The sequence below is a fragment of the Salinibacterium sp. SWN1162 genome (assembly GCF_015864675.1).
Taxonomy (GTDB): Bacteria; Actinomycetota; Actinomycetes; order Actinomycetales; family Microbacteriaceae; genus Rhodoglobus.
Genome location: NZ_JADYWT010000002.1, coordinates 335,075 through 361,787 on the forward strand (window position 1 = coordinate 335,075; position 26,713 = coordinate 361,787).

21 protein-coding genes are annotated in these 26,713 nt (G+C 61.6%); 15 read left to right on the forward strand and 6 right to left on the reverse strand.

Features of this window, described 5'->3' with window-relative positions; genetic code table 11:
- Positions 1-54: 54 nt before the first annotated feature.
- Entirely contained in the window at positions 55-3,990 is a 3,936-nt protein-coding gene (gene hrpA / locus I6E58_RS11305) for an ATP-dependent RNA helicase HrpA (protein WP_197133677.1), read from the reverse strand.
- Positions 3,991-4,130: 140 nt separating this feature from the next.
- Between hrpA and I6E58_RS11310 the strand changes: the two genes are divergently transcribed.
- Both I6E58_RS11310 and I6E58_RS11315 read left to right on the forward strand, forming a co-directional pair.
- Positions 4,131-4,799 carry a hypothetical protein gene (locus tag I6E58_RS11310; RefSeq protein WP_197133679.1) on the forward strand — a complete coding sequence of 223 codons (669 nt, stop codon included), beginning with the start codon at positions 4,131-4,133 and terminating at the stop codon, positions 4,797-4,799.
- Between the two features lie 4 nt (positions 4,800-4,803).
- Positions 4,804-5,091, forward strand: coding sequence for a transcriptional regulator (locus I6E58_RS11315; protein WP_197133681.1), 288 nt, complete (start codon positions 4,804-4,806; stop codon positions 5,089-5,091).
- Between the two features lie 9 nt (positions 5,092-5,100).
- Here I6E58_RS11315 and I6E58_RS11320 read toward each other — a convergent pair whose 3' ends face one another.
- Positions 5,101-5,688 (reverse strand): antibiotic biosynthesis monooxygenase, encoded by a 588-nt coding sequence (locus I6E58_RS11320; protein ID WP_197133683.1) that lies wholly within the window; start codon positions 5,686-5,688, stop codon positions 5,101-5,103.
- 320 nt (positions 5,689-6,008) lie between these two features.
- Here I6E58_RS11320 and I6E58_RS11325 point away from each other — a divergent pair, with 320 nt between their 5' ends.
- The 3 genes from I6E58_RS11325 (at position 6,009) to I6E58_RS11335 (ending at position 10,567) form a co-directional block, all read left to right on the forward strand.
- Positions 6,009-7,778, forward strand: coding sequence for an ABC transporter family substrate-binding protein (locus I6E58_RS11325; RefSeq protein ID WP_197133685.1), 1,770 nt, complete (start codon positions 6,009-6,011; stop codon positions 7,776-7,778).
- Positions 7,779-7,901: 123 nt separating this feature from the next.
- Positions 7,902-9,446, forward strand: coding sequence for an ABC transporter permease (locus I6E58_RS11330; RefSeq protein WP_197133687.1), 1,545 nt, complete (start codon positions 7,902-7,904; stop codon positions 9,444-9,446).
- 2 nt (positions 9,447-9,448) lie between these two features.
- Positions 9,449-10,567 (forward strand): ABC transporter permease, encoded by a 1,119-nt coding sequence (locus I6E58_RS11335; protein ID WP_197133690.1) that lies wholly within the window; start codon positions 9,449-9,451, stop codon positions 10,565-10,567.
- 11 nt (positions 10,568-10,578) lie between these two features.
- Here the strand turns inward: I6E58_RS11335 and I6E58_RS11340 are convergent, their stop codons facing one another.
- Positions 10,579-11,247: a PH domain-containing protein gene (locus I6E58_RS11340; RefSeq protein ID WP_197133693.1), complete on the reverse strand. Its 669-nt coding sequence runs from the start codon at positions 11,245-11,247 to the stop codon at positions 10,579-10,581.
- On the opposite strand from I6E58_RS11340, the gene I6E58_RS11345 reads away from it, so the two are divergent.
- The gene (locus tag I6E58_RS11345; protein ID WP_129073184.1) at positions 11,241-12,914 is read left to right on the forward strand and encodes an ABC transporter ATP-binding protein; all 1,674 of its coding nucleotides are present in this window, start codon (positions 11,241-11,243) and stop codon (positions 12,912-12,914) included. The genes I6E58_RS11340 and I6E58_RS11345 overlap by 7 nt on opposite strands.
- Before the next feature lie 84 nt (positions 12,915-12,998).
- On the opposite strand, the gene I6E58_RS11350 is transcribed toward I6E58_RS11345, so the two are convergent.
- Together I6E58_RS11350 and I6E58_RS11355 are read right to left on the reverse strand one after the other, a co-directional pair.
- A complete protein-coding gene (locus I6E58_RS11350; RefSeq protein ID WP_197133696.1) occupies positions 12,999-14,594 on the reverse strand; it encodes a chitinase in 1,596 nt (531 codons plus the stop codon).
- Positions 14,591-16,903 (reverse strand): glycosyltransferase family 2 protein, encoded by a 2,313-nt coding sequence (locus tag I6E58_RS11355; RefSeq protein ID WP_197133699.1) that lies wholly within the window; start codon positions 16,901-16,903, stop codon positions 14,591-14,593. The genes I6E58_RS11350 and I6E58_RS11355 overlap by 4 nt, the downstream gene beginning before the upstream one ends.
- A gap of 195 nt (positions 16,904-17,098) precedes the next feature.
- Here I6E58_RS11355 and I6E58_RS11360 point away from each other — a divergent pair, with 195 nt between their 5' ends.
- The 9 genes from I6E58_RS11360 (at position 17,099) to I6E58_RS11400 (ending at position 26,302) form a co-directional block, all read left to right on the forward strand.
- Entirely contained in the window at positions 17,099-18,478 is a 1,380-nt protein-coding gene (locus tag I6E58_RS11360; protein WP_197133702.1) for an NAD(P)/FAD-dependent oxidoreductase, read from the forward strand.
- Positions 18,475-19,434 (forward strand): bile acid:sodium symporter family protein, encoded by a 960-nt coding sequence (locus I6E58_RS11365; protein ID WP_197133705.1) that lies wholly within the window; start codon positions 18,475-18,477, stop codon positions 19,432-19,434. Before I6E58_RS11360 ends, I6E58_RS11365 begins: the two co-directional genes overlap by 4 nt.
- Positions 19,431-20,387 (forward strand): SDR family oxidoreductase, encoded by a 957-nt coding sequence (locus tag I6E58_RS11370; RefSeq protein WP_197133708.1) that lies wholly within the window; start codon positions 19,431-19,433, stop codon positions 20,385-20,387. Before I6E58_RS11365 ends, I6E58_RS11370 begins: the two co-directional genes overlap by 4 nt.
- Positions 20,388-20,517: 130 nt before the next feature.
- On the forward strand, positions 20,518-21,189 hold the full coding sequence (locus I6E58_RS11375) for a GntR family transcriptional regulator (RefSeq protein WP_197133711.1): 672 nt from the start codon (positions 20,518-20,520) through the stop codon (positions 21,187-21,189).
- 11 nt (positions 21,190-21,200) lie between these two features.
- Positions 21,201-22,694 (forward strand): MmgE/PrpD family protein, encoded by a 1,494-nt coding sequence (locus tag I6E58_RS11380; RefSeq protein ID WP_197133714.1) that lies wholly within the window; start codon positions 21,201-21,203, stop codon positions 22,692-22,694.
- The gene (gene prpB / locus I6E58_RS11385; protein ID WP_197133717.1) at positions 22,694-23,599 is read left to right on the forward strand and encodes a methylisocitrate lyase; all 906 of its coding nucleotides are present in this window, start codon (positions 22,694-22,696) and stop codon (positions 23,597-23,599) included. The genes I6E58_RS11380 and prpB overlap by 1 nt, the downstream gene beginning before the upstream one ends.
- Before the next feature lie 49 nt (positions 23,600-23,648).
- Positions 23,649-24,791: a bifunctional 2-methylcitrate synthase/citrate synthase gene (locus tag I6E58_RS11390; protein WP_197133720.1), complete on the forward strand. Its 1,143-nt coding sequence runs from the start codon at positions 23,649-23,651 to the stop codon at positions 24,789-24,791.
- An 83-nt stretch (positions 24,792-24,874) separates the two neighbouring features.
- Entirely contained in the window at positions 24,875-25,705 is an 831-nt protein-coding gene (locus I6E58_RS11395; protein ID WP_197133724.1) for an aldo/keto reductase, read from the forward strand.
- A gap of 150 nt (positions 25,706-25,855) precedes the next feature.
- Positions 25,856-26,302 carry a hypothetical protein gene (locus I6E58_RS11400; protein WP_197133727.1) on the forward strand — a complete coding sequence of 149 codons (447 nt, stop codon included), beginning with the start codon at positions 25,856-25,858 and terminating at the stop codon, positions 26,300-26,302.
- Between the two features lie 31 nt (positions 26,303-26,333).
- Here I6E58_RS11400 and I6E58_RS11405 read toward each other — a convergent pair.
- Positions 26,334-26,713, reverse strand: a 380-nt coding sequence (locus I6E58_RS11405) for an MBL fold metallo-hydrolase (RefSeq protein WP_374189194.1), incomplete at its 5' end; no start/stop codon positions are given.

Below are 26,713 nucleotides of genomic sequence, written 5' to 3' on the forward strand. Positions count from 1 at the left end.
ACTCGCAGCCTCAAGAGTAGCCGGTGGGAGCCTCCTGAGGCTGAAAATACGGCTTCAGGAAGCGAGCACCTTCGCGATGCGTTGCAGGCTCACGGATTCGGCTGTTCCGAGGTGCTGAGCGAAGAGACTCAATCGCAGTTCTTCGAGCATCCACCGGGCGCGGGCAATCTGCGGTTCGGGATGCTGTTCCAGCGGCAGCGTGCCGCCCGCGTCCTTGTAGCGACGGGTCGCCAACTCGACTTCGGACATCCACCCTCGGTCGCGGCCAGGGTTCTCGGTGAGCTTCGTGACGCGGTGCTCGATGCCCTTGAGATACACCGGCAGCCGGCGCAGTTGAGTGAGTCCTGTCGCCGAAACGAAGCCGGGGAACACGAGTGCATCAAGCTGTTCGCGCGCATCGCCGAGGGGTGCAATCAGATGCATGCTGGTCGCGGCACGAATGGCTTTATCGGCCAGTCGAACTCCCGACACTATGGATGCCACGAGGGAGACCGTCGTGAAGAGTGAGTCGACCAAGCCTGCCGAAATTTCGTTACGCAGCGCCTCGAACTCGGCCTGTTCGAACACCTCGCGATCGCCTATTACGGAGTCGACACAGGCGCGCAGGCAGTCGTCGAAGAGGGCGTTCGTCGAGCGGTACGGGCTCTGCGCTAGCACGAGCTTTTCGTTGCCCGTGAGATGTTCGTTGATGTACCCGAGCGGCGAGGGGATCGCTAGTAACAACAAACGACGAACCCCGCTCTGATGGGCGATGCCCTGGTCATAGGGAGTGGACATGAGGCGAATCGAGACCGAGTCGCCGGCATCCACGAGCGCGGGGTAGGCCCGAATTGTGTTGCCGCCGTGCTTGGTATCGCGAGAGCGATCGAGCGCGCCGAAATCCCACGCGGTGATGCCGGAACGTTCGAGAGTCTCAGTCGGGCGTTCAATCGATCCGCGACTGGCGCCTTCAACGGCCCGCGCCACGCTCTCACGGGCAACAGGCTTCAGGCTGGCCTGCAGGCTGCGCAGCGACTTATTCGCGCCGACTTTCTTACCGCGCTCGTCGATCACCGCGAAGGTGACTTTGAGATGCGGGGGCACGCGGTCGAGATCGAAGTCGGATGCCGCAACCTTTACATAGGTCAGGCGCGCGATTTCTTTGGCCAGATAGTCGGCCAGGCCGGGGCCCTCGTCTAGGGCCGCGGTGGCGGGATCGGCCGGCACATTTTCGAGCAGGCGGCGAGCCCAGTCGGCGGCGGGTACGACGTTGCGGCGGATCGGCTTCGGTAGCGACTTGATCAGCGCGGTCACGAGTTCTTCGCGCAGTCCAGGCACTTGCCAGTCGAAGCCTTCGGGGCGCAAGCCGGCCAATAGCGGGAGCGGCACGGCGACGGTAACGCCGTCGTCGTCGGTTCCGGGTTCGAAGCGATAGCTGAGGCTCAGCGTTTGATCGCCGCGCACCCACGTGGTCGGGAAGGCAGTCTCGTCGACTTCAGCGTCATCCGCATTCTCAAGCAGGTCGTTGGTGGTGAGCGTCAGCAGGTCGGGGGAGTCGTGACGTGCTTTCTTCCACCAGCCCTCGAAGTCGCGAACGGAGGCGACGGTGGCGGGAACGCGCTTGTCGTAGAACTCAAAGATCGTTTCGTCGTCGTGCAGAATGTCGCGACGACGGCTGCGTTCTTCGAGCTGTTCCAGATCGCGGCGCAGCGCACGGTTCGACGCGTCGAAGCCCCACACACGTTTGTCGCGCTTGGTGAGATCGTCTTCGCCCTCCACGAGAGCGTGGCGAATGAACAGTTCGCGGGCAGCGGGCAAATCAACGCGAGAGAACTGGATGCGCCGGCGAGCGGCGAGCGTTACGCCATAGAGCGTGACGCGTTCGAACGCGACAGCAGCGCCCTGCTTCTTCTCCCAGTGCGGCTCGGAATAACTGCGCTTCACGAGGTCGCCCGCAAGCTTTTCGGCCCAGACCGGATCGATCGCAGCGTTCGTGCGGGCGAAGAGTCTGCTCGTTTCCACGAGCTCGGCGCTCATGATCGCGTTGGGCTGTTTCTTGGCGAGGGCCGAGCCGGGGAAGATGACGAAGCGGGTCTGACGCGCGCCAATGTAGTCGCGCTTGGCGACATCCTTGAGTCCAATGTGGCTGAGCAGACCAGCCAGCAGCGAGCGGTGGATGCCGTCGGGGTTCGAGTGCGCATCGCCAATAACCAGCCCGAGCGGCTTGGCCATCCGGCTCAACTGGCGGTAGACGTCGTGCCATTCGCGCACGCGCAAATAGTTGAGGTACTCGTTCTTGCACATGCGCCGGAATTGGTTGCCCGAGAGTTCTTTCTGCTTCTCTTCGAGGTAGTTCCAGAGATTGAGCAGGGTGAGAAAGTCACTCGTGGGGTCGATGAAGCGCGCGTGCTGCTGGTCGGCTTGCGGGCGCTTGTCGAGGGGGCGCTCGCGGGGGTCTTGAATGCTGAGCGCCGCGACGATCGCCATGACTTCGCGCGTGGTGCTGTGCTGCTTCGATTCGATCACCATGCGCGCGAGGCGAGGGTCGATGGGAAGCTGAGTGAGTTGCTTGCCGATGCGGGTGATGCGCGGGGCGGCATCCTTCGCATCCTTGCCGCTTGCGCCCGTGCGCGGGCCGTTAGCGCTTGACGACGTTTTCGTGCTGCGGATGCCGGCGGTATTCTCCACGGCACCCAGCTCGGTCAGCAGGTCGAGACCGTCTTTGATGCCGCGAGAGTCTGGCGGCTGCAAGAAGGGGAACTCAGCAATGTTGCCGAGCCCAAGCGACACCATCTGAAGGATGACCGCCGCGAGGTTGGTGCGCAGAATCTCGGGTTCCATGAACTCGGGCCGCGCGTTGAAATCCTCTTCGGAGTAGAGGCGGATGGCGATACCGTCACTCGTTCGTCCGGAACGCCCCGAACGTTGGTTGGCGCTGGCCTGGCTGATCGCCTCGATCGGCAGGCGTTGAATTTTGGCGCGCGTGCTGTACCGGCTGATGCGCGCGGTTCCGGCATCAATGACGTAGCGGATGCCGGGCACAGTCAGACTGGTTTCGGCCACGTTGGTGGCCAGCACGATACGGCGCCGCGTGCCGGGAGTGCGCCGTGACTCAAAGACGCGGTGTTGCTCGGCCGCGCTCAGTCGACCGTAGAGGGGGAGCACCTCAGTGCCTTCGGGGAGCTTGCCCGCGTTGATGCGCCCGCGGATCGACTCTTCGGCATCCCGAATCTCGGTCTCGCCCGAGAGGAACACGAGTACGTCACCGTCGCTCTCGCGGGAGAGTTCATCGAGGGCGTCGTTGATGCCTTCAAGATAGTCACGGTCGGCGCGGTTGGCGGCCTCTTCTTCGGCATCCTCTGCTTCTAGCTCTTCGGCGACGAGCGGGCGATACCGAATCTCAACGGGGAAGGTACGGCCAGAAACTTCAATAATCGGCGCGCCATCGAAGTGCTTCGAGAAGCTTTCGGGATCGATCGTGGCACTCGTAATGATGATGCTGAGATCGGGGCGCCGGGCGCGAAGTTGCTTCAAGTAGCCGAGGAGGAAGTCGACGGTAAGGCTGCGTTCGTGCGCCTCGTCGATGATGATCGCGTCGTACTTCTTGAGATCGCGATCGCGGTGAATCTCGTTCAGCAGAATGCCGTCGGTCATGAGTTTCACGCGCGTGTTTTTGCCCACACGGTCGGTGAAACGCACTTGGTAACCGACGAGGTCACCCATTTCGGTGCCGAGCTCTTCGGCGATGCGCTCCGCTACGGTGCGCGCCGCGATCCTTCGCGGCTGCGTGTGCCCAATGGATGTCTTACCCAGTTCCAGCAAAATCTTGGGCAGCTGGGTGGTTTTTCCGCTACCGGTCGCTCCCGCGATGATCACGACTTGGTTGTCGCGGATGGCCGCCAGAATGTCGTCTTTGCGCTGGCTGACGGGCAGCTCGGGCGGGTACGTCACGACCACGTCAGCGGGCGCGGAGGATGCAGTGCTGGCGGAGTGAACGTCGGAGGCAGACATAGCCCTTCAGCTTACGCGCTGTGCCTTGTGGCGATGGAATCGGTGGAGTTTCGTTGCGCTCGCAAAGTACTTTGTGTTACAAAGTAGATAGCGAATCCGGCACCGCATCGGTGCGCGACATCCGCAACAAAGGAGCCCTCATGGCGAACGACGATCCCACTGCTAGCACCGTCGCTGAGCTTGACGATGAATCCGCGCTGACCCCGGAACATATGTTGAGGCTGGTGGATGATCAGCAGAACATAATGATGCGCGAGCAGCTCTCACCCATTCCGTGGATGCTGGGCGTGTGGGGGTTCGCGTGGGCGCTGGGCTTCGTGTTGCTCTGGTCAGCGGCCGATGGGGGTAACCCGTGGTTTTCCGTCCCTGTGATTCCCGCCCGCATCGCTTTCGGGGTGCTCATCGCTAGCGCCATCGTGATCTCGACGGTGCTGGGAATTCGCATCAGCCGCGGGGTTCAGGGCAACTCGACTTTCTCCGGGGCGGTGTACGGGATCTCGTGGTCGGTAGCGAGCAGCGCGTTCGTCGCGGTCGGCGTTGCGCTCATCCAGAACGGTATGTCTCAGGAGCTCGCCTCTCTCTACTTCCCCTCCGCCTTTGCGCTGATGGCCGGAATCCTGTACTTCCTCGGAGCCGCCCTCTGGCAGGAGAAAAGCCAGTTGGTGCTGGGGAGTATCTTGCTGCTCGCGGGCTCAGCGTCGCCGTTTTTCGGGGCGCCAGCCAACAATATCGTGATGGCAGTGCTGGGTGGTGGCAGCATGCTCATCGCTGCGATCGTCTTCGCTTTTCGGCTGCGACGGATGGCCTAGAACGATGGATGAACTCGATCCCGTCATCCATGCCTCTGCACGGCTTCGCATCACGGCAGCTCTCGCGACCCTTCCCGCTGGCGATCGCCTCGCTTTCCCGCGCTTGCAGCAGCTGCTCGAGATGACGCCCGGCAACCTCTCGACGCACCTGCGAAAACTTGAAGACGCTGGATACGTCGAGGTTACGAAAGCCCATCAGGGGCGCAGCCCCGTCACCTATCTCAACCTGACTGCCCGCGGCCGTGCAGCATTCGAGGTCTACACCGCAAGCCTCAAAAAACTACTGGGCTAGCGCGCCCAGTCAGCTCCTCGGCGACAGCCAACGTCGCAGCATCCGTGTGACCCCGGGCAGCAAGATGTACGTCATGATCGGCGTCAGGCAGAGCGTCGTGAGGAGCACTCGCACGACGATCGGCAGCGCATCCCAGCCGGGAACCAGCATCGTCACGAGCAGAGTGAAAAGAAGGTTGAGCGGGAAGAAACCCAGCCAGATGGTCACGGCTTGCTTCCAGCGCGGGGGAGCGGCGGGCACGGGCGAAACGAGGCCCGCCTGTTCAACGGTGACCTCGGTTGGCTCATCGAACCAGCCTTCGATTCCGGTGCGGCGTTCGGTGCGCTGATCGTGCACGAACCCGCTGCCGCTCTGCAGCCACCACGCGCGTTCGGGCGATTGCTCCCAGTGCAAGAGTGCGGCGTCATCCGCGAATCGGTACAGCATGTGCCACGTGGTGCTGTTGGTGCCAGCGCGCACCCAACCCGAGCCGAGAAAGCCGGGATAGCTGGTGGCAAGGTTAATGCCGGTTTGCATCCAGGCGGTGGCTTCCGCAATGCGGGCCGGGTCGACGGTGCGTTCGATCGAGATCGTGATCGGGGCATTTTCGGGCGACATGAGCGCCCTCCTTCTCTGTTGTCCAGCGGCAACAGTGACGTCCGGTGTGGGCTTCGCAGACTTCAATTCTAAGTTGGATGCGCGGCTTCGGGCCTGTGTATATGTTAAGTTCTCGCAACGCGAAAACTGCTAATGTCCGTCATCCGATCGTTACCCCCGCTGTGGGGTAGACACAGGAATCCACGCAGGATTGTGTCGTTCTTGTTGCGAATTGTGCGAATCGTCAGTTTCTATTGCTCTCACGTTCAGCAATACGGTGTAATGGCGGCCATGGGATTGGTCTACGCCGTCCCTTCGACCACCTTTCTACTGGAGGAAAGATGAAGAAGAAGCGCGTCTCAGCTGCCATAGCTGTACTCGCGGCTGGAGCCCTCGCCCTAACCGGGTGTACTCCGCCGTATGAATCAGAAGTAATTGCCGACACCGAAATCACGGTGGCGTGGAATGACCTGATCGACAACTTCAACGGAAGCAGCGCAGCGGGTAACAACACCGCTAACGCCGTTGTCTTGTACATGATGAACTCGTCGTTCCTGTACTACAACAGCGAACCTGCTCTCGTTCGTAACACCGACTTCGGTACCTTCGAGAAGACCAGCGATGACCCCCTGACGGTCAAGTACACCTTGAACGACAACGTCACCTGGTCTGATGGAACCCCCATCGACTCCGCCGACTTGCTGCTCGCGTGGACCACCATCTTTGCCGGTGTTGAGGATGCTGAAGGCGCTCCGCTCTTCACCCACGCCAACCCGCGTGGCGACCTCGCTTCGGCTCTGCCGGAGATCGACGACAAGAGCATCACGATCGTGTACGACAAGGCCTACGTTGACTGGGAGATCCAGTTCGACCTCGGTGTTGCCGCTCACGGTGTCGTGTCGCTGGCGTACCCCGAGATCACGGATCCCGAGGAAGCCAAAGAGATGTTCGTCGAGGCAGTTCAGAACGACGACGTTGACTGGCTCACCCCGGTCGCCAAGGCATGGAACGACGAGTACCAGGCGCCGAGCACCCCCGAGAGCGACCTCGTTGCTCTCTCGAGCGGTGCCTACGTTCTCGATGAACTCGTCGAGAACGAGTACGTAGCGCTCAAGGCCAACCCGCTCTACACGTGGGGCCCGTCGCCCAAGTACGAACGCATCATCGTTCGCCAGATCGAAGACTCAACCGCTCAGGTTCAGGCCATCGAGAACGGCGACGTTCAGATTGCTGCAGGCCAGCCGACTCCTGACGTGCTTGAGCTCGTCAAGGGACTCGGCAACGCTGACTACGTCACCGCGGATGAAGCAACATACGAGCACATCGACCTCACGTTCAACAACGGCGGTCCTTTCGACCCCGCCACCTACGGCGGAGACGAAGACAAGGCGAAGGCCGTTCGTCAGGCATTCCTCAAGGTTGTTCCTCGTCAGGAAATCCTCGACAAGCTGATCACTCCGCTGAACGAAAACGCCACCCTGCGTGACTCGATTCTTCAGATCCCGGGTGCTCCCGGCTATGAAGCGATCGTAGAGGCGAACGGTTCGGATGCCTACGCCGAGGTTGACATCGACGGTGCGAAGAAGCTGCTCGCTGACGCTGGAGTGACCACTCCGGTTGAGGTCAAGTTCTGGTACCCCGAGGGCAACGTCCGTCGCGCATCGGAGTTCGAATTCATCCAGCAGTCGGCTGCTCTCGCCGGCTTCACGGTAGTTGACGACTCCGAGCCGACTTGGGCCTTCACCGACAAGGAAGCACTGCCGATCAACCCGCACGATGCGGTCATCTTCGCGTGGCAGTCAACGAGCCTCGCGCTCACCGGTTCTGACCAGTACCTCGGTAGTGGCCAGCCCAGCAACTTCGGTGGATACTCCAACACCGAGGTAGACGGACTCCTCAAGGACCTTGAGACCGAGCTGGACCCCGAGGTTCAGACCGAGATCCAGGTCGAGGTCGAGAAGCTGGTGTGGGAAGACGCCTATGGCGTCACCATCTTCCAGTTCCCCGGAATCACCGTCTGGAACAACTCAGTAACGAACGTGGACCCGAGTCCGCTGTCGCCGACCTACTTCTGGAACTTCTGGGAGTGGGCACCGGCCGACTCCGAGTAACTCCTCGGTAGCGCTCACGAGTGGGTCGGGCTTCACGCCCGGCCCACTTGTGAGTCCGTCGTCATGCCGCTCGTCGGCACTGTTTTTGTTCTGTTGTGCACGCCCCCGAAATGAGGATCTCCGGTGCTGACCTTTGTCGCCAGACGCCTTGTAGCCACTCTTCTTGTTCTCCTCGTGGCTTCATTCATCGTCTATGTACTAACCGCCAATTCCGGTGATCCGCTTCGAGATCTTCGAGGCAGTCGAGATCCCAGCGCTCAAGACCAGATTGCGTACTTGAGCGGGCTGCTCAACCTCGATCAGCCTCCCGTGCTGCGCTACTTCTCCTGGCTCGGAGGAGTAGGGGCGTGCTTCATCGGCCAGTGCGACCTCGGCATCTCCGTCGCCCGCGGCCAGCAGCCCGTGATCGAAGCCATTGGTGGAGCGCTCGGCTCCACGCTTCAACTCGTGCTCGCCGCCACGATTCTCGCGATCGTGATCGGTGTCGCCATCGGAATGACCACCGCGCTTCGCCAGTACAGCGGTTACGACTACGTCGTCACGTTCCTCACCTTTGTCTTCTACTCGCTGCCCATCTTCTGGGTCGCGGTGCTCCTCAAAGAGTTCGGCGCTATTCAGTTCAACTCGTTCCTCGGCGACCCCGTCATATCGTGGTGGTCGATACTCATCATCGGGCTCGTGATGGGCTTCATCGCCTCCTCCGTCGTCGGCGGCGAGCTGCGAACGCGCGTCATCTCCTTCGTCAGCGTCGGCGGCGGTATTGCTGCGTTGCTCATCCTTCTCGATGTCACGCGCTGGTTTGAAAGCCCCTCGATCGGCTTCGTCGGAATCGCGCTGATGTCCGTGGCTACGGGCGCGGTCGTGCTCTTCGCCTCCACTGGCTTCCACAACCGGCGGGCCCTGCTCGCGGTCGGAATCATCGTGGTGCTGACCGTCATCCTGAGCTGGCCGTTCCAGTTCCTCTTCTACTACGTCAACAGCCCGTGGACTGTGCTGCTCGTCCTCGCCATCATGGTGGGGCTCGGCCTCCTCGTCGGCTTCTTCGTCGGTGGTGATGGCAAGGCCGTCGTAGCTCGCACCACGGCCATCGTCGGTGGCTTGGGAATCATCCCGCTCGTGCTCGACCAGATGTTCATCCGCTGGGATGAGTACGTGGCGCGCATCCCGCTCAGCAACGGTGTGATCGCCACGATCGGTGCCTCGACTCCCGCCATCCGCCGCGTGGATGACACGTGGCTGAACATGCTCGACTCGCTGACCCACATGCTGCTGCCCACCATCGCGCTCATGATCATCTCGCTGGCGGCCTACACGCGCTACGCTCGCGCCAGTCTGCTCGACGTCATGAACCAGGACTACGTGCGCACGGCGCGCGCCAAGGGCCTCGGCGAACGCACCGTGGTGATGCGTCACGCCTTCCGCAACGCCATGATCCCGATCGCGACCATCATCGCGCTCGACTTCGGGGCGGTGATCGGTGGTGCCGTAATCACAGAAAGAGTCTTCGCCTGGCAGGCGATGGGTTCGCTCTTCAGCGAGGGGCTCAACCGCATCGACGTAAACCTCGTGATGGGATTCTTTCTCGTCACGGGCATCCTCGCCGTTATCTTCAACGTTATTGCCGACCTCTTATACTCGGCCCTTGACCCCAGAATTCGGGTGAGCTGATCATGACCGATAAGAACCCGATCACCGACGAACAATCGGTGGGCCAAGAGCTCAGCATCGAACAGCGAGCCACGGTCGGTCTTAGCCAGGGCGCGATAGTGCGCCGCCGCTTCCTGCAGCACCGCGGTGCCGTTGTCTCGGTCTTCGTGCTGCTCTTTCTTGTGCTGCTCGCTTTCACCTCGGTGGGCACCGTGATTGGTGGCACCGGAAAGCTCACACCAGACCCCACCGGTACACGTCTCATCGTCGATGGTTTCCGCATCCCCGGTTGGTGGGGATCCACGTGGTGGGAGCGCTACGACATCATGCTCCCCGGCGGCGCTCCGACCTTCACATGGTGGCCATTCACCTTTGGTGAGCATCCCTTCGGCCAGGACAATACGGGTAAGGATGTCTTTGCCCGTGTAATGCGCGGCATGCAGCAGTCGCTCAACGTTGTCTTCATCGTCGGAATCATCTCGACTGTCATCGGCGTCGTTCTCGGAGCCCTCGCGGGGTACTACCGCGGCTGGGTTGACCAAGTCATCATGCGCATCACCGACGTGATCATCATCGTGCCGCTGCTCATCCTTGGTGCCGTTCTCGGCCAAACGATCGGTGGCGACGCGTTCTTGCTCGCCGTCATGATTGGGCTGATTGCGTGGACCGGCATGGCACGACTCGTGCGCGCCGAATTCCTGAGCCTGCGCGAGCGTGAGTTCGTGGACGCAGCGCGGGTGGCGGGTGCCAGCGACTTCCGCATCATCTTCCGCCACATCCTGCCCAACACGGTCGGCGTGATCGTGGTCAGCGCGACGCTGTTGATGAGCGCCGTGATCTTGCTTGAGACGTCTTTGAGCTTCCTCGGCTTCGGCATCACCGATCCCGATATTTCCCTCGGCCAGATCATTAGCCAATACAACGAAGCGTTCAAGACGCGCCCGTGGCTGTTCTGGTGGCCAGGTCTGTTCATTGTGATTATTGCGCTGTGCATCAACTTCATTGGTGATGGTTTGCGCGATGCGTTCGACCCCCGCCAGAAGCGTGTGCCGCGTCAGCGCAGCCTGGGTTCTGAGATTGGCACCTTCTTCAAGGCCTACATCCCGGGCGCTCGCCCCGGCGATAGAACGTCGAACAAGTGACCGCGGTGCAGCTAGTTGAACGTCGTGAGCATGCTGAGCAGAGTCAGCGCCACGAGAGCCGCGATAGTGCGCCAGTGCCACGAGACTCGCAACTTCGTGAACTCGCTGGTGGCGGCATCCAGATGACCGGCATCCCGCAATTGCTCCCAGTGAGAGCGGATGACGAATGCGGCCTGACCGGAATCCGACGTCACGAGATCGCCGGGTCGCACCGTGCCCGCGAGGTAGCTCGATTCGGGCAGGTTCTTACCGTCTTGGCGCACAGCGCTGAACACGGCATGACGGCCCGGAGCGGGCGCGGCCCACGCGGTGACAGTGCCGTGCGGGGTCTCCAGAGTGAGCGCGTACTTGGTGTCGATACGACGAATCTCGGGCCACGCGACCTCGATGGTGCGCAGCACGTTGCGCAGGATGACACCCGACGCCGTGACGCGAACGTTCGGGCGCCAGAACATGGCCCACGTGAGCAGGCCGAGCAGTCCGAAGACGGGCGCGACCTGCAGAGCATCCAGCCACCGGCCTTGACCGGCCGTGACCAGAAGTCCCGCTGCGAACGCAGCAATGACAACAATCGAAAGTACGCGCCCGAATCGCGAGTGCAGGGTGAAGTTTGGCGACACGGAACCATGTTCCCACGACAGCCACGCATCCAGGGTGAAAGGCGAGACTCCTGATGACAAAAGCAGCTACTACTGGGGCTACCACTAAGGTTCCCGCAATCGAGGTCACCGACCTGGGCGTCGACTTCTGGGTCGAGGGCGAGTGGGTGACTGCCGCCAAGAACGTGAGCTACACGCTCCAGGGCGGCGAAGTTCTCGCCATCGTGGGTGAATCGGGGTCGGGCAAGAGCACGAGCGCCATGGGGCTACTCGGACTCCTGCCCGAGAATGGACGCATCTCGGGCAGCGTGAAGCTCGCCGGTGAAGAGCTCGTCGGGGCATCCCTGCACCGCCTGCGCCAATTGCGCGGTGCCGGTATTGCTGTGATTTTCCAAGAGCCCATGACAGCGCTCAACCCTGTGTACACGATCGGTTTCCAGATCGTTGAGGCGCTTCAAGTGCACAACGCCGGCATGCTGCGGGTGGATGCCAAGAAACGCGCCCTCGAACTGCTCACGATGGTGGAACTTCCTGACCCGCAGAAGGCATTCGACTCCTACCCTCACCAGTTGTCGGGAGGGCAGCGCCAGCGCGCCATGATCGCTCAGTCGATCTCGTGTGACCCTCGGGTGCTCATCGCCGACGAGCCGACGACGGCTCTCGACGTGACCGTGCAGGCTGAGATTCTGGAGCTGCTGCACCACTTGCGCTCGAAGCTCGACAGCGCAATCATCCTCATCACCCACGACATGGGTGTGGTTGCTGACCTCGCGGACCGCGTGATGGTCATGAAGGATGGCGAAGTTGTGGAGACGGGAACAGCAGACTCGCTGTTCGCCGGTGCCACGCATCCGTACACTCAGGCCCTGCTCGCCGCCGTGCCTCACCTCGGTGAAGCCGGCGAAGCATCCGCCTCGAAGGATGACCGCGAAGTTGTTCTGACCATGTCGAACGTTGCCGTGGAATACCCCAAGCGCGGCCGGGTACCCGCGTTTCGTGCCGCCGAAGGCATCAACCTCACTATTCGGCAGGGCGAAGTGCTCGGTCTGGTGGGGGAGTCGGGTTCGGGTAAAACCACCATCGGTCGTGCCGTCGTCGGGCTGCTGCCCGCGGTGGAGGGCACGCTCGACATCGTGGGCACCAACATGGTGGGCATCAATAAGAGCAATCTGCGCGCCGTTCGACGCGACATCGGCATCGTCTTTCAGGACCCGGGGTCATCTTTGAACCCACGGATGCCGATCGGCGAGAGCATCGGAGAACCGCTGCGCCTCGGTGGCGGCTTCAGTCGCAAAGATGAGGAAGCCCGCGTGAGCCTGCTTCTTGACAGAGTGCAGCTTTCCTCGCACATGCGTAACCGCTACCCGCACGAACTCTCGGGTGGTCAGCGCCAGCGAGTCGGAATCGCTCGGGCGCTCGCGCTCAGCCCCAAGCTGCTCGTCGCCGACGAGCCAACGTCTGCGCTCGACGTTTCGGTGCAGGCCAAGGTGCTTGAGCTCTTTCAGGAGCTGCAAAAAGAGTTGGGTTTTGCGTGCCTATTTGTGACCCACGACCTCGCGGTGATCGATATTCTGGCCGACCGCATCGCTGTGATGCACCGCGGCAAGATTGTCGAACAGGGAACGCGCGATCAAGTGCTGCGCAACCCCCAAGAGGCGTATACCCAGCGCCTCATCGCTGCCGTGCCGCTGCCCGATCCCGAAGAGCAGCGTCGCCGCCGAGCGGAACGGGAAGCCTCTCGCGCCTAACGGCTAGTGGAGGCAGCAGGGCGGCGTCGAACCCGAGTCCCGCCGCCCTGCCTCCCGTAACCAACCAAGCCCTGAACGAGACATCTATCGTTCGGTGCTGGCCGGAGCTAAAGCGGATGCAGGTTCTGCGGCATCCGGGTCGGTGATCGCTCTAATCTCTTCCGTGGTGAGTGGGATCCACGGCGTCCCGTCGGGATCCGACGAGAACGCGGCCGGGCTGTCGCCCTGATTCCACCACTTCGACTCGTACGGAACTCCGTCGAACAGAATGCGGTCACCCTCTTCGTAGACGGAAGTTCCATCCCAGGCAGGGTAGGTGCCCGCGGGTACGGTGGGAACCTCTACGGGGGTTTCGCCTTCCAAAACGGGGCCGACAAGAGTCCACGGGGTTTCCCATGAATTCAGTACGGGGTTGTCGGGAAGGTCGCCTCGGGTCCACCATTTCGCTTGATAGACGTTGTGGTGCCAAACAATCTTGGTGCCCTCAAGATAGGTGGCGTCTTCAGTCCAGATGGCATACGGGCTCGTTGCCGGGTCATCCACGAGGTCCGAAGGATCGGTAGGTTCCTCGGTGGTGATGGTCTTGGCCGAGGTTGCGACGTGGCCGTCGAAGCCATCGGCGAGAACGTCAGCGAAGAAGAGATCACCCTGCGCAACACCACTGCACGAGTCAGAGACTCGGGTGACGTCGGCATAGTTGGGGCCGCAGGTCGTATCGCGGTTGAGGGACCACATGGACATCCGGCCGAGGCCCTGTTCGAGCGCAAACTCGTTGAGAGTGGTTGCATCGTCCATCGTGAAGACTTCGGCTTCGTTGTCGTTCTGGCCGATCATCGGGGTCGCGCCAAGCTTCGTCCACAGGGTGGCATCTGTCAGTTCGATGCCGGCCTGGTCATAGAGCACACCGAGCTGGCGGTGCGTTTCTTGAAGCGCCCGAATGGATGCGTCGCCGCCCGTTTCTCCAGCGTCCATGCTCTCACCGAAGTTCATCGTCATGATGTTGACGCCCGAGATATCGACACCGGCATCGAGCATCTGGGCTACAGCGGTTGTGCCGTCTTCGGTGAGACCGAAGGTGGCGGCGGGGAGGGTGAGCCAGACAGCGAGGTCATCGCCGGCGGCACGGCGCGATTCTTGCAGGCTCGCGATAGCCGCCGCGCGACGTTCGCCGGCAGCAGTGTCGCTGAGGTTTTCGCCCTCAATGTCGAGATCAATGGTGGTGGAGGCGTAACGGTCGAGCACGGAACTGTACGCCGCGACGAGAGCGTTGTGATCGGTGCATCCGGTCGCAAGTTCATCGTTAAGGAGCCCACCGAACGAGACACCGACGTCACCGCCCTGCTGCTGCAGTCGGGCGATGCGCCGGTCGAGGTCGAGCGAGACCGCCGCTTCATCCATTGTGTAGGCGGTGCCCCACGTGGGAGTGCAGGCGTCGTCGGTCGCCGCGACTATGAACGAGAGCATGACCTCTTGGCCGCTCTCCTTGGTGGCAGATTCGAACTCGTAGCTGGGCGTGGCCGTGACGTCGACGTACGCCGCGAACCATGGGTCGGGCGCCGGTGCGGCCTGGGTGGACGCCCATGCTTGGTAGCCGAAGAGACCCCCGGCGGCAACACCGACGGCAAGAATCAGCGCGACAATAAGGCGCCAGAAGGATAGGCGATGCGTAGCAGAACTCATGAGCGAACCTCTCTGGTTTCGTCAATGGGCGGGAGCATTTCGGCGAAAACGATCGAGTCCCGCACCTTGCGATGCGATCCGCTGTCGTCTCCGTAGTACAGGATGGAGCGCCAATCGAGTGTGGTCGATTCGGGCGCAGGCGCCGCCTTGTGTGTCTTGGCTTTGCGCTCAACAAAGAGTGGACGAGTGATGCCCAACCAGATGTCGACAACGGCGTTCCAGAGTCCGATATAGGAGATCACGGCCAGAAGTGCGAGCACCGTGTTGAAAGCCGCGAAGGCAGCGTTTCCCCAGTTGCCGGCGTTGAAGTCGCGCCAGAACGTAAAGGCGGAGAAACCTATGATCACAAACGGCGCGATCACATAGAGCAGTGGCGTTGCGGTGCGATTGCGAACTTTGGGGGTGCGGGCGAACGGAATCTTTTTACTTGTGATGGCCTGCTCAATGGACTTGAGTACGCCAGCGAGATTCACCGGGAGCAGGATGAGGTTGAAGCCGTAGATGCGGAAGATGTCGGTGAACTTGTAGCCGCTATAGCGAAGGTCACTTCCCATCGCTAAGAAGTACGGCACCGCGGCGAGAAGTACGACCGGGCTCAGGAGGCGGCTGTCGTACGGGTAGGCGAGCAGGAACACGAGGCCGAAGCTGGCCCAGGTGATCGACGTCATGTAGTTCACGCGCAGGAAGAACTCGGTCCACGGGACAGTCTCGCCACGGGCACGACGCTCGCGCAGCTGACGCATGAGTTTCGGCATGATCAGCAGGCCACCGTTGGCCCAGCGGCGACGCTGAACCACCAGAGAACCGAAGTCGGGCGGGGTGGCGCTGTAGCTGAGGCGCTCGGGGTAGTTCACGAGCGTCCAGCCGTGGGTGCCCAGGTCGATGCTCGATTCGGTATCTTCGATAACCGTGCGATCTTGAACGTACCGTTTGACGGTGAAGCCGCCCTCGGTCTCGGTCTCGACAATGTCATCCAAAGCAGCCTTGCGGATGACGGCGTTGGCTCCCACCCAGAAGGTGGCGCCGTAATACGACTTGCCCTGATGAAGGATGTGCTGCAGGTCGGTCGTTGCCCCCGCGAGCCGCTCGATACGTGTGCTCGCGCCTCGGAATGAGGAGTACGGCGTTTGCGTGACAGCAACGCGAGCGTTGTCTTTTTGCTCGAGGAGGTACACCAGACGCAGGCAGTAGTCACGCAAAAGGAGAGAGTCGGCGTCGAGGGTGAGGAGGTATTCCGAATCGGGAATGGACAGGTCGCTAGCGTCGGCGAGGGCGACGGGCCGAAGCACAGTGCCGTCCGGAGTTTCTTCGGGGTGGTAGTTGCCACCCATGAGACCGATGTAGGCGTTGAGGTTCATCGCCTTGTTGGCCTCGTGCGAGACCGACGCGTAGAGCTTGCGCTCAAAGGTGGAGAGCTCGGCATCGAAGGTGCGCGCGAGGCGACGGTAGAGCTCGTGCAGCCGAGTAGCGGGCGGCACCATGCGCTCGGCGAGAGCCGCCGACAATGCATCGGCGGTCAAGTTCAGTTCGCCCGCGAGACCCTGAAGTACTTGGGTGACAAAGAATTCGTCGACGTGGTCGATGCGCTGCTCGTTACTCGCTTTATTCTCAAGCCAGGCAGCGGCCCACTGGTAGTGCCCGGCGAGATCCTCGAGCTCGGCGATCCCCAACGGGCGCTGCTGACGAAGCCGGGATTCGAAGGTCGAGAGTGCGTCAGCGAACCGCGCACGCGGCGCGGCGAGCTCGTGTTGAATTTCGTCAGTGATCTGGCGTGACTTCGACAGCTGAGCCGCGGCATCCGGGTCGTCGGGGAACGGAGGATCGTCGAGCAGGAGCACGACGCGCAAGCTGGGATATTCCTGCAGGCAGGCCGACCAGAGAGTGGCACGAACGACATCCGGCTCTTCGCTGTAGCTGGGAACCAGCACGGTGATGGAGCCCTCGTTGTCGGCGAAGTGCCGATCGAGTTCGGCGCGCGGCACGCGAGCGTGCGCTCGGAAGCGTTGGTAAGCGCCGTGTCGAGCGATCAGGTACATGAGCGCGGAGAACGTCAAGAACGTCACCACGATCAAGTACGAAATCGCTTCAGCTGTAAAGCGGAAGCTTTCGGTGCCGTTGTTGATGAACTGACGCAGGATCGTATAGATCACGTAGGTCAGCCAGAACACCACGGTGGCGACAATGGCAAGACGAGCGAGTGCGATGGTGCGATCGCTCGGCGCGGGATGAACGGTGGGCAGCGGTGCGAGGCGCGATTCAGCACCCCACTGGCGACGCCGGGCAGGCGCAACCATAGGATTTTTGGGCATGGTGGTTAGGTCCCTTTGTGCAAGATCGGCGAGTTTCGGGTATTCACCGTCGGGTATCTTGCACGCCCAGTATTAGCACTGGGTTCGGTTCGTGCAAAAAAAGACTACGCCTCGACTAATTGGTCTACTCGCCAAAAGCCGTCTAGTAAGCTGCGGAAACGCTTTGAATAACGTTGTTCACCCGGGGAGGAACGTATGCCTCGCACCATCGCCATCATCGGCGCTGGTCCTTCGGGACTTGCTGCTGCCCGCGCGCTCGATAAGGCGGGTATCGCCTACGTCGGTTTTGAGTCTGCTGCCGACGTCGGAGGGCTGTGGAACATCGACAACCCTCGCAGCACGATGTACGAATCTGCGCACCTCATTTCGTCGCGTACCACGACTGAGTTTCGCGAGTGGCCGATGCAGTCGACCGCCGATTATCCGAGCCATCGCGAGCTGCGCAAGTACTTTCGGGCCTACAGCGATCGCTTCGATCTCGGCCAGAAGTACCTGTTCAACACGACGGTAGAACGGCTCGAGCCCACCGACGACGACGGGTGGAATGTCACGAGCGTCACGCGCGGGTATGTGCCGCGCACGAAACGCTTCGATGGGGTGATCTTGGCGAATGGCACGCTGGCGAACCCCAGCATCCCGCAGTTTGATGGCGAATTTGCTGGCCAGATCATTCATTCGAGCGAGTACAAGAAGGCACGTATTTTCGAGGGCAAGCGGGTGCTGATCGTCGGCGCCGGCAACAGCGGCTGCGACATAGCGGTGGATGCCGTGCACCGTGCCGACAGTATCGATCTAAGCGTGCGACGCGGGTACTACTTCGTGCCGCGCTACCTGTTTGGAAAACCAGCGGACACGCTCAATCAGGGGCGTCCGCTGCCGGCACGAATCAAACAGTTCGTCGATACTCGGGTGCTGAAGGCGTTCACCGGGGATCCGGTGCACTTCGGGTTCCCGCGCGCAAACTACAAGATCTACGAATCGCATCCAATTGTGAATACTCTCGTGCTTGGTCATCTTGGCCAAGGCGACCTTCGAATTGTGCCGGCTCCGGAACGTTTCGACGGCAACACCGTGCACTTCACTGATGGCAGCAAGGCTGACTACGACCTCATCGTGTTGGCAACCGGTTACAGCCTCGCGTACCCCTTTGTGGGGCGGGAGCATCTCAATTGGTCTTCCCTCGCCCCGGAGTTGTATCTCAACATTTTTCCGCCGAGCTTCAACGGTCTCTATGTCCTGGGCATGATTGAGGCGAGTGGCATCGGCTGGCAGGGACGCTACGAACAGGCTGAACTGCTGGCGGCCTATCTCGCGGCTCAAGACGAATCCCCCCGCGCCGCGGCTCACTTTCGAGAGCAGGCCGAGCAGCCGTGGCCAGACCTCACCGGCGGCTACAAATATTTGGCGCTGGAACGTATGTCGTATTACGTCAACAAAGATGCCTACCGGCGCGCAGTGAAGCACGCTCGCGAGGCCCTCACGCGCAAGGCCCGTGAGATTAAGGCCCATGAGGCTCAGGCCCGCGAAGCTCAGACCCGCGAAGCTCAGACCCGCGAGATTAAGGAACAGGCATGACTATCGATGATGCGGTTCTGAATTTCAGCCCGGGCTCGCTCATCGCTCTGAGTATTGTGCTCGGCCTCATCATGTTCGGCATCGCCCTCGACACGAGCATCGAAGATTTTCGCGCTGTGCTGAAGGCCCCACGCGCCTTTGCGATCTCGCTTGTCGCTCAGCTCGTACTCTTGCCCGCCGTCACGTTTGGGCTCACCCTCTTGCTGCAGGTTGGGCCGTCAATTGCCCTCGGGATGATTCTCGTCGCGTGCTGTCCGCCCGGAAACATTTCGCAAGTGCTCACCTATCGAGCGCGGGGCAACGTCGCTCTCTCGGTATCGATGACAGCGGTCACCAACGTGATTTACATTGTCATGTTGCCGGTGAACCTGTCGCTGTGGGGCGGCTGGCATCCCACCGCATCCGCGATTCTTGAAAACGTCAGTCTCAACGGCTGGCAAATGTTGCTCGAGATCGTGCTGATTATTGGGCTGCCCTTCGTGCTCGGTTTCGCAATCAAAAACCGCTGGCCTGCCTTCGCTCAGAAGGTTCAACCCACAGTGAAGTGGATCAGTTTGCTCGCCCTGCTCGGGTTCATCATTGCGGCGCTCGCGGGTAACTTTGCATTCTTTATTGCCTACGTCGGCGTCGTACTGCTCGCCGTGTTCTTGCACGATGCCGTTGCGCTCGGTCTCGGGTACGCCAGTGCGCGACTGGGTGGCCTCGCTCTCTACGAAGCCAAAGCGGTCACTTTTGAAGTCGGGATTCGCAATGCCGGCCTCGGCCTTGGTCTCGTCTTCACCTTCTTTGGGGGACTAGGCGGAATGGCCGTTGTTGCGGGATGGTGGGGTATCTGGGACATCATCGCCGGGCTCGCGCTCGCCACATGGTGGGGGCGTCGTAAGGCTCGGGGCCGCTCAGACACTGCGGGGCCGAATTCCGGTGAGCCCGCGAGCGAAGCGGAGGCACACGCATGAGTCGAGTTCTTGTGACGGGTGGCACCGGGTTTTTGGGCACCTCGGTAGTAGCCGGGTTGGCTGCATCCGATGCCATTGATTGTGTCGTGAGCGCCGATATTCGTGCCCCCAACCCTGGAGTACGGCTGCCGGGGGTGCTGTACGAACGCGTTGACGTGACGGATGCTCCTGACCTGCCCGAGCTGCTGCGCCGCCACGAGATCGACACGGTCGTTCACCTCGCCTCCATTGTGAACCCGGGCAAGAGCACCACGGTGACTCAAGAATTCGCGGTTGACGTTGAGGGGTCACGGGCGGTGCTCGATGCCTGTGTCGCCGCCGGGGTCACGCGAGTAGTGGTGTCGTCGAGCGGGGCAGCCTATGGCTATCACCGCGAGAACGCGGAGTGGATCACCGAGAGTGAACCGCTACGGGGCAACGATGATTTTCCGTATAGCCGTCACAAGCGCATGGTCGAAGAGATGCTGGCGGAGTTGCGCGAATCGGCACCGCAACTCACGCAGACGGTGTTCCGCATCGGCACCATTTTGGGCCCAGCGGTCGATAACCAGATTACCGCGCTCTGGGACGGGAAGCGGGTTTTGAAGCTCACGGGCTCCGATAGCCCCTTCGTGTTCATCTGGGTGGATGACGTTGTCGAGGCCATGGTACGTGCCGCCAGTGGTGGTCCGGCGGGCGTCTTCAACATGGCCGGCGATGGAAAGATGACGGTTCGGGAAATCGCGGCAGCGCTCGGCAAACGGTTGATTATCATTCCGCCGTGGCTCTTCAGCGTGGCACTGACGCTCGGCCATGCTCTGAAACTCACGCCGCATAAGAGGGCACAGGTGAAGTTTTTGCTCTATCGCCCGGTGCTCGACAATGGCGCTCTCAAGTCAACCTTCGGCTTCACGCCGCGCAAAACGAGTCGCGAAGCATTCGCCGCTTACCTTGAGGCGCGAGCGCTGCGCTAATCTGTATACAGTTCACCTGAAATTAGGCTTGATTTCTCCCGAATCGGGCCTAGACTGAAGTTCTTGTATACAAACTCGCGCTTCGGAGCCTATCGTCGCTGCGCTGGGCTCGCGGTTTCGGGAGGTGCGCATGGCAACACCAGTTCGAGCCAGTGACCGCGCCTACCAAGCGCTGCGCGACGACATCGTCGAATGGCGACTCGCTCCCGGCACCATTCTGGGTGAGGTCGAGCAGGCTGCTCGGCTGGGCGTCTCCCGCACTCCGCTACGCGAAGCCCTTTCGCGGCTCATGACGGATGGGCTGGTTGCAGCCCAAACTGGCCGCGGACTCGTGGTGACGGATGTGTCGGTGAAGAACATCCGCGAACTCTTCGATGTGCGCAAAGCGCTCGAAGTGAAGGCCGTACGTTTGGCTGCTGAGCATCACAGCGGTACGACGTTCGCTGATCTTGAACGTGAGTTCGACGCTGTGCCCGCCCTGCTGGCCGGCGATGACAGCGACCGCAGCGCGTACTTCGATCTCGTGCGTCGTTTCGATGCCGCCGTCGATGACGCTGTCGAAAACGACTACCTCACCGGCGCGCTCAACTCGCTGCGCACCCATCTGGTGCGCGTGCGTCGTCTCGCCAGAGACAATCCCGAGCGACTGGCTGCTGCCGCTCGGGAACACCTTCTTATCGTGCACGCCATCGTCGCTCGCGACGCTGAGCTTGCCGCGCACGCCACTCATGTTCACCTCCATCACGCGCTCACGAGCGCTCTAGCCATGGCCGCAGAATCTCCGCTGCGTGCCTCCAACTGAAAGGCTCCACTGTGAAAGACCACGCCCTCCGCGTTTACCGCAGCGACGAAAATCTTGCTCGCGAAGATCAGCTCGCGCACAAGATTGCTGAAATCGCGGCCGAGCAGCTTGAGCCCACGGATGCCGTGACCGACATGGTCATCAACCGCGTGATCGACAACGCTGCTGTTGCCACCGCATCCCTCACCCGTGCTCCTGTGGTTTCGGCTCGCGCGCAAGCGGAGCGCCACCCGTTCACTCCTGGAGCCACTGTTTTCGGTTCCGACGAGCGCGTGAGCCCCGAGTGGGCCGCTTGGGCCAACGGCGTTGCCGTGCGAGAGCTCGACTACCACGACACCTTCTTGGCGGCCGACTACTCGCACCCCGGCGACAACATCCCGCCGATCTTGGCGGTTGCTCAGCACACGGGCCGCACCGGCGCTGACCTGCTGCGCGGCATCGTCACCGGTTACGAAATTCAGATCGATCTCGTGAAGGCGATCTGCCTGCACGAGCACAAGATCGACCACGTTGCCCACCTCGGCCCGAGCGCCGCCGCTGGCATCGGAACCCTCCTCGGGCTCGACACCGAAACCATCTTCCAGGCCGTGGGCCAAGCGCTGCACACGACCACCGCCACGCGCCAGTCACGCAAGGGCGAGATTTCAACCTGGAAGGCACACGCCCCCGCTTTCGCCGGCAAGATGGCCGTCGAAGCAGTCGACCGTGCCATGCGCGGCCAGACCAGCCCCACCCCGATCTACGAAGGCGAAGACGGCGTTATTGCGTGGATGCTCGACGGTCCTGACGCGCACTACGAAGTTCCGCTGCCCGAGCTGGGGGAGCCGCGCACCGCGATTCTCGACTCGTACACGAAGGAGCACTCGGCCGAGTACCAGGCGCAGGCGTGGATCGACCTCGCCCGCAAGCTTGGGCGCGAGCATCCTGAACTGGTTGAAGCCAACATCAACCGCATCGTGCTGCACACGAGCCACCACACGCACTACGTGATCGGCTCGGGTGCGAACGACCCGCAGAAGTACGACCCCAACGCGAGCCGCGAAACACTCGACCACTCCATCCCATATATCTTTACCGTTGCCCTGCAGGATCAGGCGTGGCACCACGTTGACAGCTACGCGCCGGAGCGTGCCAACCGCCCGGACACGATCGCTCTCTGGAAGCGCGTCACCACGGCAGAAGACGCCGAGTGGACGCGTCGCTACCACTCGATCGACCCCGCCGAGAAGGCGTTCGGTGGTCGTGTCGAAATTGAGTTGACCGACGGTAGCCGCATCGTCGAAGAGATCGCTGTGGCCGACGCGCATCCGCTCGGTGCTCGTCCGTTTGCCCGTGAGCAGTACATTAACAAGTTCCGCATTTTGGCGGATGGTGTGCTCGCGAGCGACGAAATCGAGCGCTTCTTGGACGTCGCTCAGCGCTTGCCTGAGCTCTCGCCAGCTGAACTGGGCGGGTTGACCGTCCGCGGCAACTTCCCCGCCATCACTGCCAAAGGAATCTTCTAATGCTGTATGCCCAGACCGACCCTGCCACCAAGCGCGCTCAGTTTCGCGAGCGCCTCGCCAGCGGCGAACTGCTGCGCGTACCCGGCGCGTTCAACCCGCTGAGCGCTCGCCTTATTCAAGACAAGGGCTTCGACGGCGTCTACATTTCGGGTGCTGTCATCAGCGCCGACTTGGGCCTGCCCGACATTGGGCTGACGACTCTCACCGAGGTGGCCGGCCGTTCGCAGCAGATTTCGCGGATGACCGACCTGCCGTCGCTCGTCGACGCCGACACCGGTTTCGGCGAGCCCATGAACGTCGCTCGCACCGTGCAGACTCTCGAAGATGCGGGGGTCTCCGGGCTCCACATCGAAGACCAGGTCAACCCCAAGCGCTGCGGACACCTCGACGGCAAAGCGGTAGTTGACACGGATACTGCCCTCAAGCGCATCCGTGCGGCCGTCGACGCGCGCCGCGACCCGAACCTGTTGATCATGGCTCGCACCGACATCCGCGCCGTTGATGGTTTGGATGCGGCGATGGACCGCGCCAAGCAGCTCGTTGATGCGGGCGCCGACGCGATCTTCCCCGAGGCGATGAAAGACCTCGGCGAGTTCGAAGCGATGCGCAAGGCCGTGGATGTTCCGATCCTCGCGAACATGACAGAGTTTGGTAAGAGCGAACTTTTCACGACAACACAATTGAGCAATATCGGCGTAAACATTGTTATTTATCCCGTAACCCTGTTGCGTAGTGCCATGGGTGCTGCAGAGCGCACTCTCGATGCAATCAACGCCGACGGCACTCAGCAGTCTGCTGTCGGTGAGATGCAGACGAGGGCTCGCCTGTATGAACTGCTCGATTACGAAAGCTACAACTCTTTCGATTCATCAGTGTTCAACTTCACTCTCGATAACCACTTTTAGATCACAGTTTCCACCACTCTTGACTCGACAGACACCACCGAGGAGCACCATGACTGACTCAAACGGAACCCCCGAAAACGAGATCCGCAAGGGCCTAGCCGGCGTCATCGCTGACACCACAGCGATTTCCAAGGTCAACCCCGAAACCAACTCGCTGCTCTACCGCGGTTACCCCGTGCAAGAACTGGCCGAGAAGTGCACGTTCGAAGAGGTTGCTTACCTGCTGTGGCACGGCGAACTGCCGAACGGCGAGCAGCTCGAGGCGTTCCAAGCCTCCGAGCGGGCGCAGCGTCACCTCGACGCGCACACCAAGCGCGTGATTGATGAGTTGCCGCTCACCGCGCATCCGATGGATGTCGTGCGCAGCGCTGTCAGCGTGATCGGTGCCATGGATGACACCCTCACCGACCCCGCCAGCATGGTTGACGAAGAACTTAACCAGCAGCGTTCGCTCACGCTCTTGGCGAAGCTGCCGTCGATCATCGCGTACGACCAGCGTCGCCGTCGTGACCAGGAACTCGTGGAACCGCGCGATGACCTCAGCTATTCGGCCAACTTCTTGCACATGACCTTCGGTGAGGTTCCTGACCTCGTTGTCGTAAATGCGTTTGATGTGTCGATGATTCTGTACGCCGAGCACTCCTTCAATGCGTCGACCTTCACCGCTCGCGTTGTCACCAGCACGATGAGCGATCTCTACAGCGCGGTCACGGCAGCAATTGGTGCGCTCAAGGGCCAGTTGCACGGCGGAGCGAACGAGGCCGTCATGCACGTCTTCGACGAGATCGGCACCGCAGCGAATGCTGAAGCCTGGCTCGAAACCGCCCTCGCCGAGAAGCGCAAGATCATGGGCTTCGGTCACCGCGTGTACAAGAACGGTGACTCGCGAGTGCCGACCATGAAGGCGGCTCTCGAGACTCTCATCGCTGAGTACGATCGCCCCGACATGATGGAGCTCTACGAAACTCTCGAAGAGGCCATGACGAGCCGCAAGAACATCAAGCCGAACCTCGACTACCCAAGCGGCCCCGCCTATAACCTCATGGGTTTCGACACCGACATGTTCACGCCGCTGTTCGTCGCCGCGCGAATCACCGGCTGGACCGCTCACATCATGGAGCAGGCTGCTTCGAACGCGCTCATCCGCCCCCTCGCTGCGTATTCGGGCGTGGACGAGCGCCACATCGGCTAGGAATTTGCGCGCAAGTTTGCACGTTCGCTAGGAGCTTGAGCCGCGAGGGTGGAATCGTCAGTCGTGAGTGGCAAGATGGGGAAATGACTGTTCCCCAGATTGAACTCAACGACGGTAATTCCATCCCGCAGCTCGGGTTTGGTGTCTTCAAGGTTGACCCCGCAGAAACCGAGCGCATCGTCACCGACGCGCTTGAGGTTGGCTACCGCCACCTCGACACCGCCATGATTTACGGCAACGAGCAGGGCGTTGGCAACGCCATCAAGGCCTCGGGCATCCCGCGTGAAGAACTCTTCATCACGACGAAGCTGTGGAACAGCGACCAGGGCACAGACTCTGCTCGCGACGCCATGGATCTCAGCCTCGAGAAGCTGGGCCTTGACTATGTGGACCTGTACCTCATCCACTGGCCTCGCCCCGACCTCGACCGTTACCTTGAGACCTGGCTCACCATGGAAGAGATCAAGGCCGCCGGCAAGACCCGATCGATCGGTGTCAGCAACTTCCACCGCGCTCACCTTGACAAGATTCTCGCGGGCAGCGAGACCGTGCCCGCCGTGAACCAGATCGAGCTGCACCCCGCCTTCGCGCAACGCGACCTTCGCGCCTACGGCGCTGAGCTCGGCATCCACACTGAGGCGTGGGGCCCGCTCGGGCAGGGCAAATACGACCTGTTCAGCGAGCCGGCGTTGCAGACCGCTGCCGCAGCCCACGAGGTTTCGCCTGCTCAAGTTGCGATCCGTTGGCACCTGCAGAGCGGCATCATCGTGTTCCCCAAGTCGAACTCGCGTGAGCGTATGGCTGAGAACTTCGATGTCTTCGGCTTTGAGCTGGATGCGGAACAGATGGCAGCTATCGACGCTATCGACCGCGACCAGCGTGTGGGAACGAACCCCGACGAAGCGACCTTCTAAGCCGCCTTTTCTGCTGTGAGCAAAGGCCGGCATCCGCGTCCCTCCGGGCGTTGGAGGTCGGCCTTTGTCGTGCGGCGCGGTCGACGGGCGCTGTTAGAATTTCTACTCAGCTTAAAAGTGGCCAGTGCCGCGTGACGAAAGCGAGCGACTGTGGACAATCCCGGCGTCTTCCACAGCCCGACAGAGGGCTGGGCATTCATCCCTTTCATTGGCGTGCTCGCTGCGCTGGGGTTTGCCGTAATTGCCGTGCTGATCTGGTTTGCCGGGTCGGGTTACCGTCTGCGCGCCTTCGTGGTGACCGCACTTGCGATCGGCATCGGATTCGTCAGCGTCACAGGAGTGGTCGGCGCAGCAACGTCATTCGACGAGCGATATGCGCTGTCGTTCGCAAAGCACAGCGTTGCCGTTAAAACGTGGGCGCTTGAGGAATACGGGCTCACCCTGACATCGGATGACGTCGCTGACTTGGTGGCGGGGCGCCCCATTGCCATCGACGAACGCGGCAGCGATCGCAACGTGGTCTTGCAGCCCGTTCCGGGGAGCTCGAGCGTTCGACTCGTGGGCCCAGCCGGTATCCCACTCAACATCGCGCGCTAGGCGTTGAGGGCTCAGCGTGTAGCGTCGAGCGCTACACCCTGACAGCAACCCCTGGCGGCGTCTCCACGAGCAACCCCGTCCCCGCGAACGCAGCCTCGAGGTCGGCACGGGTTTCGGTGAAGTGTTCCCACCCCTCGGTGTGGAGGCCAACCACATGGTCGACGCCCAAGATTCTGGCGGCTTCTGCGGCATCCGCTGAGGTCAAAGTGAGAGGGCCATTGACCGTGGAAATACGGGCAGCACCTGCGAACAGCACGGCGATGCTGATGTCGGGGAAGCGGTCGGCGATTTGCTGCACGAGCGGCAGGGAGGCGTTGTCGCCGCTGACGTAGATGGTGGGTTCGCCCTCGGCAGCAGCCTGGGCAGTATCACCCGGAATGAGGCTGGTGCGGGTACTGGTTTCAGTTGGTC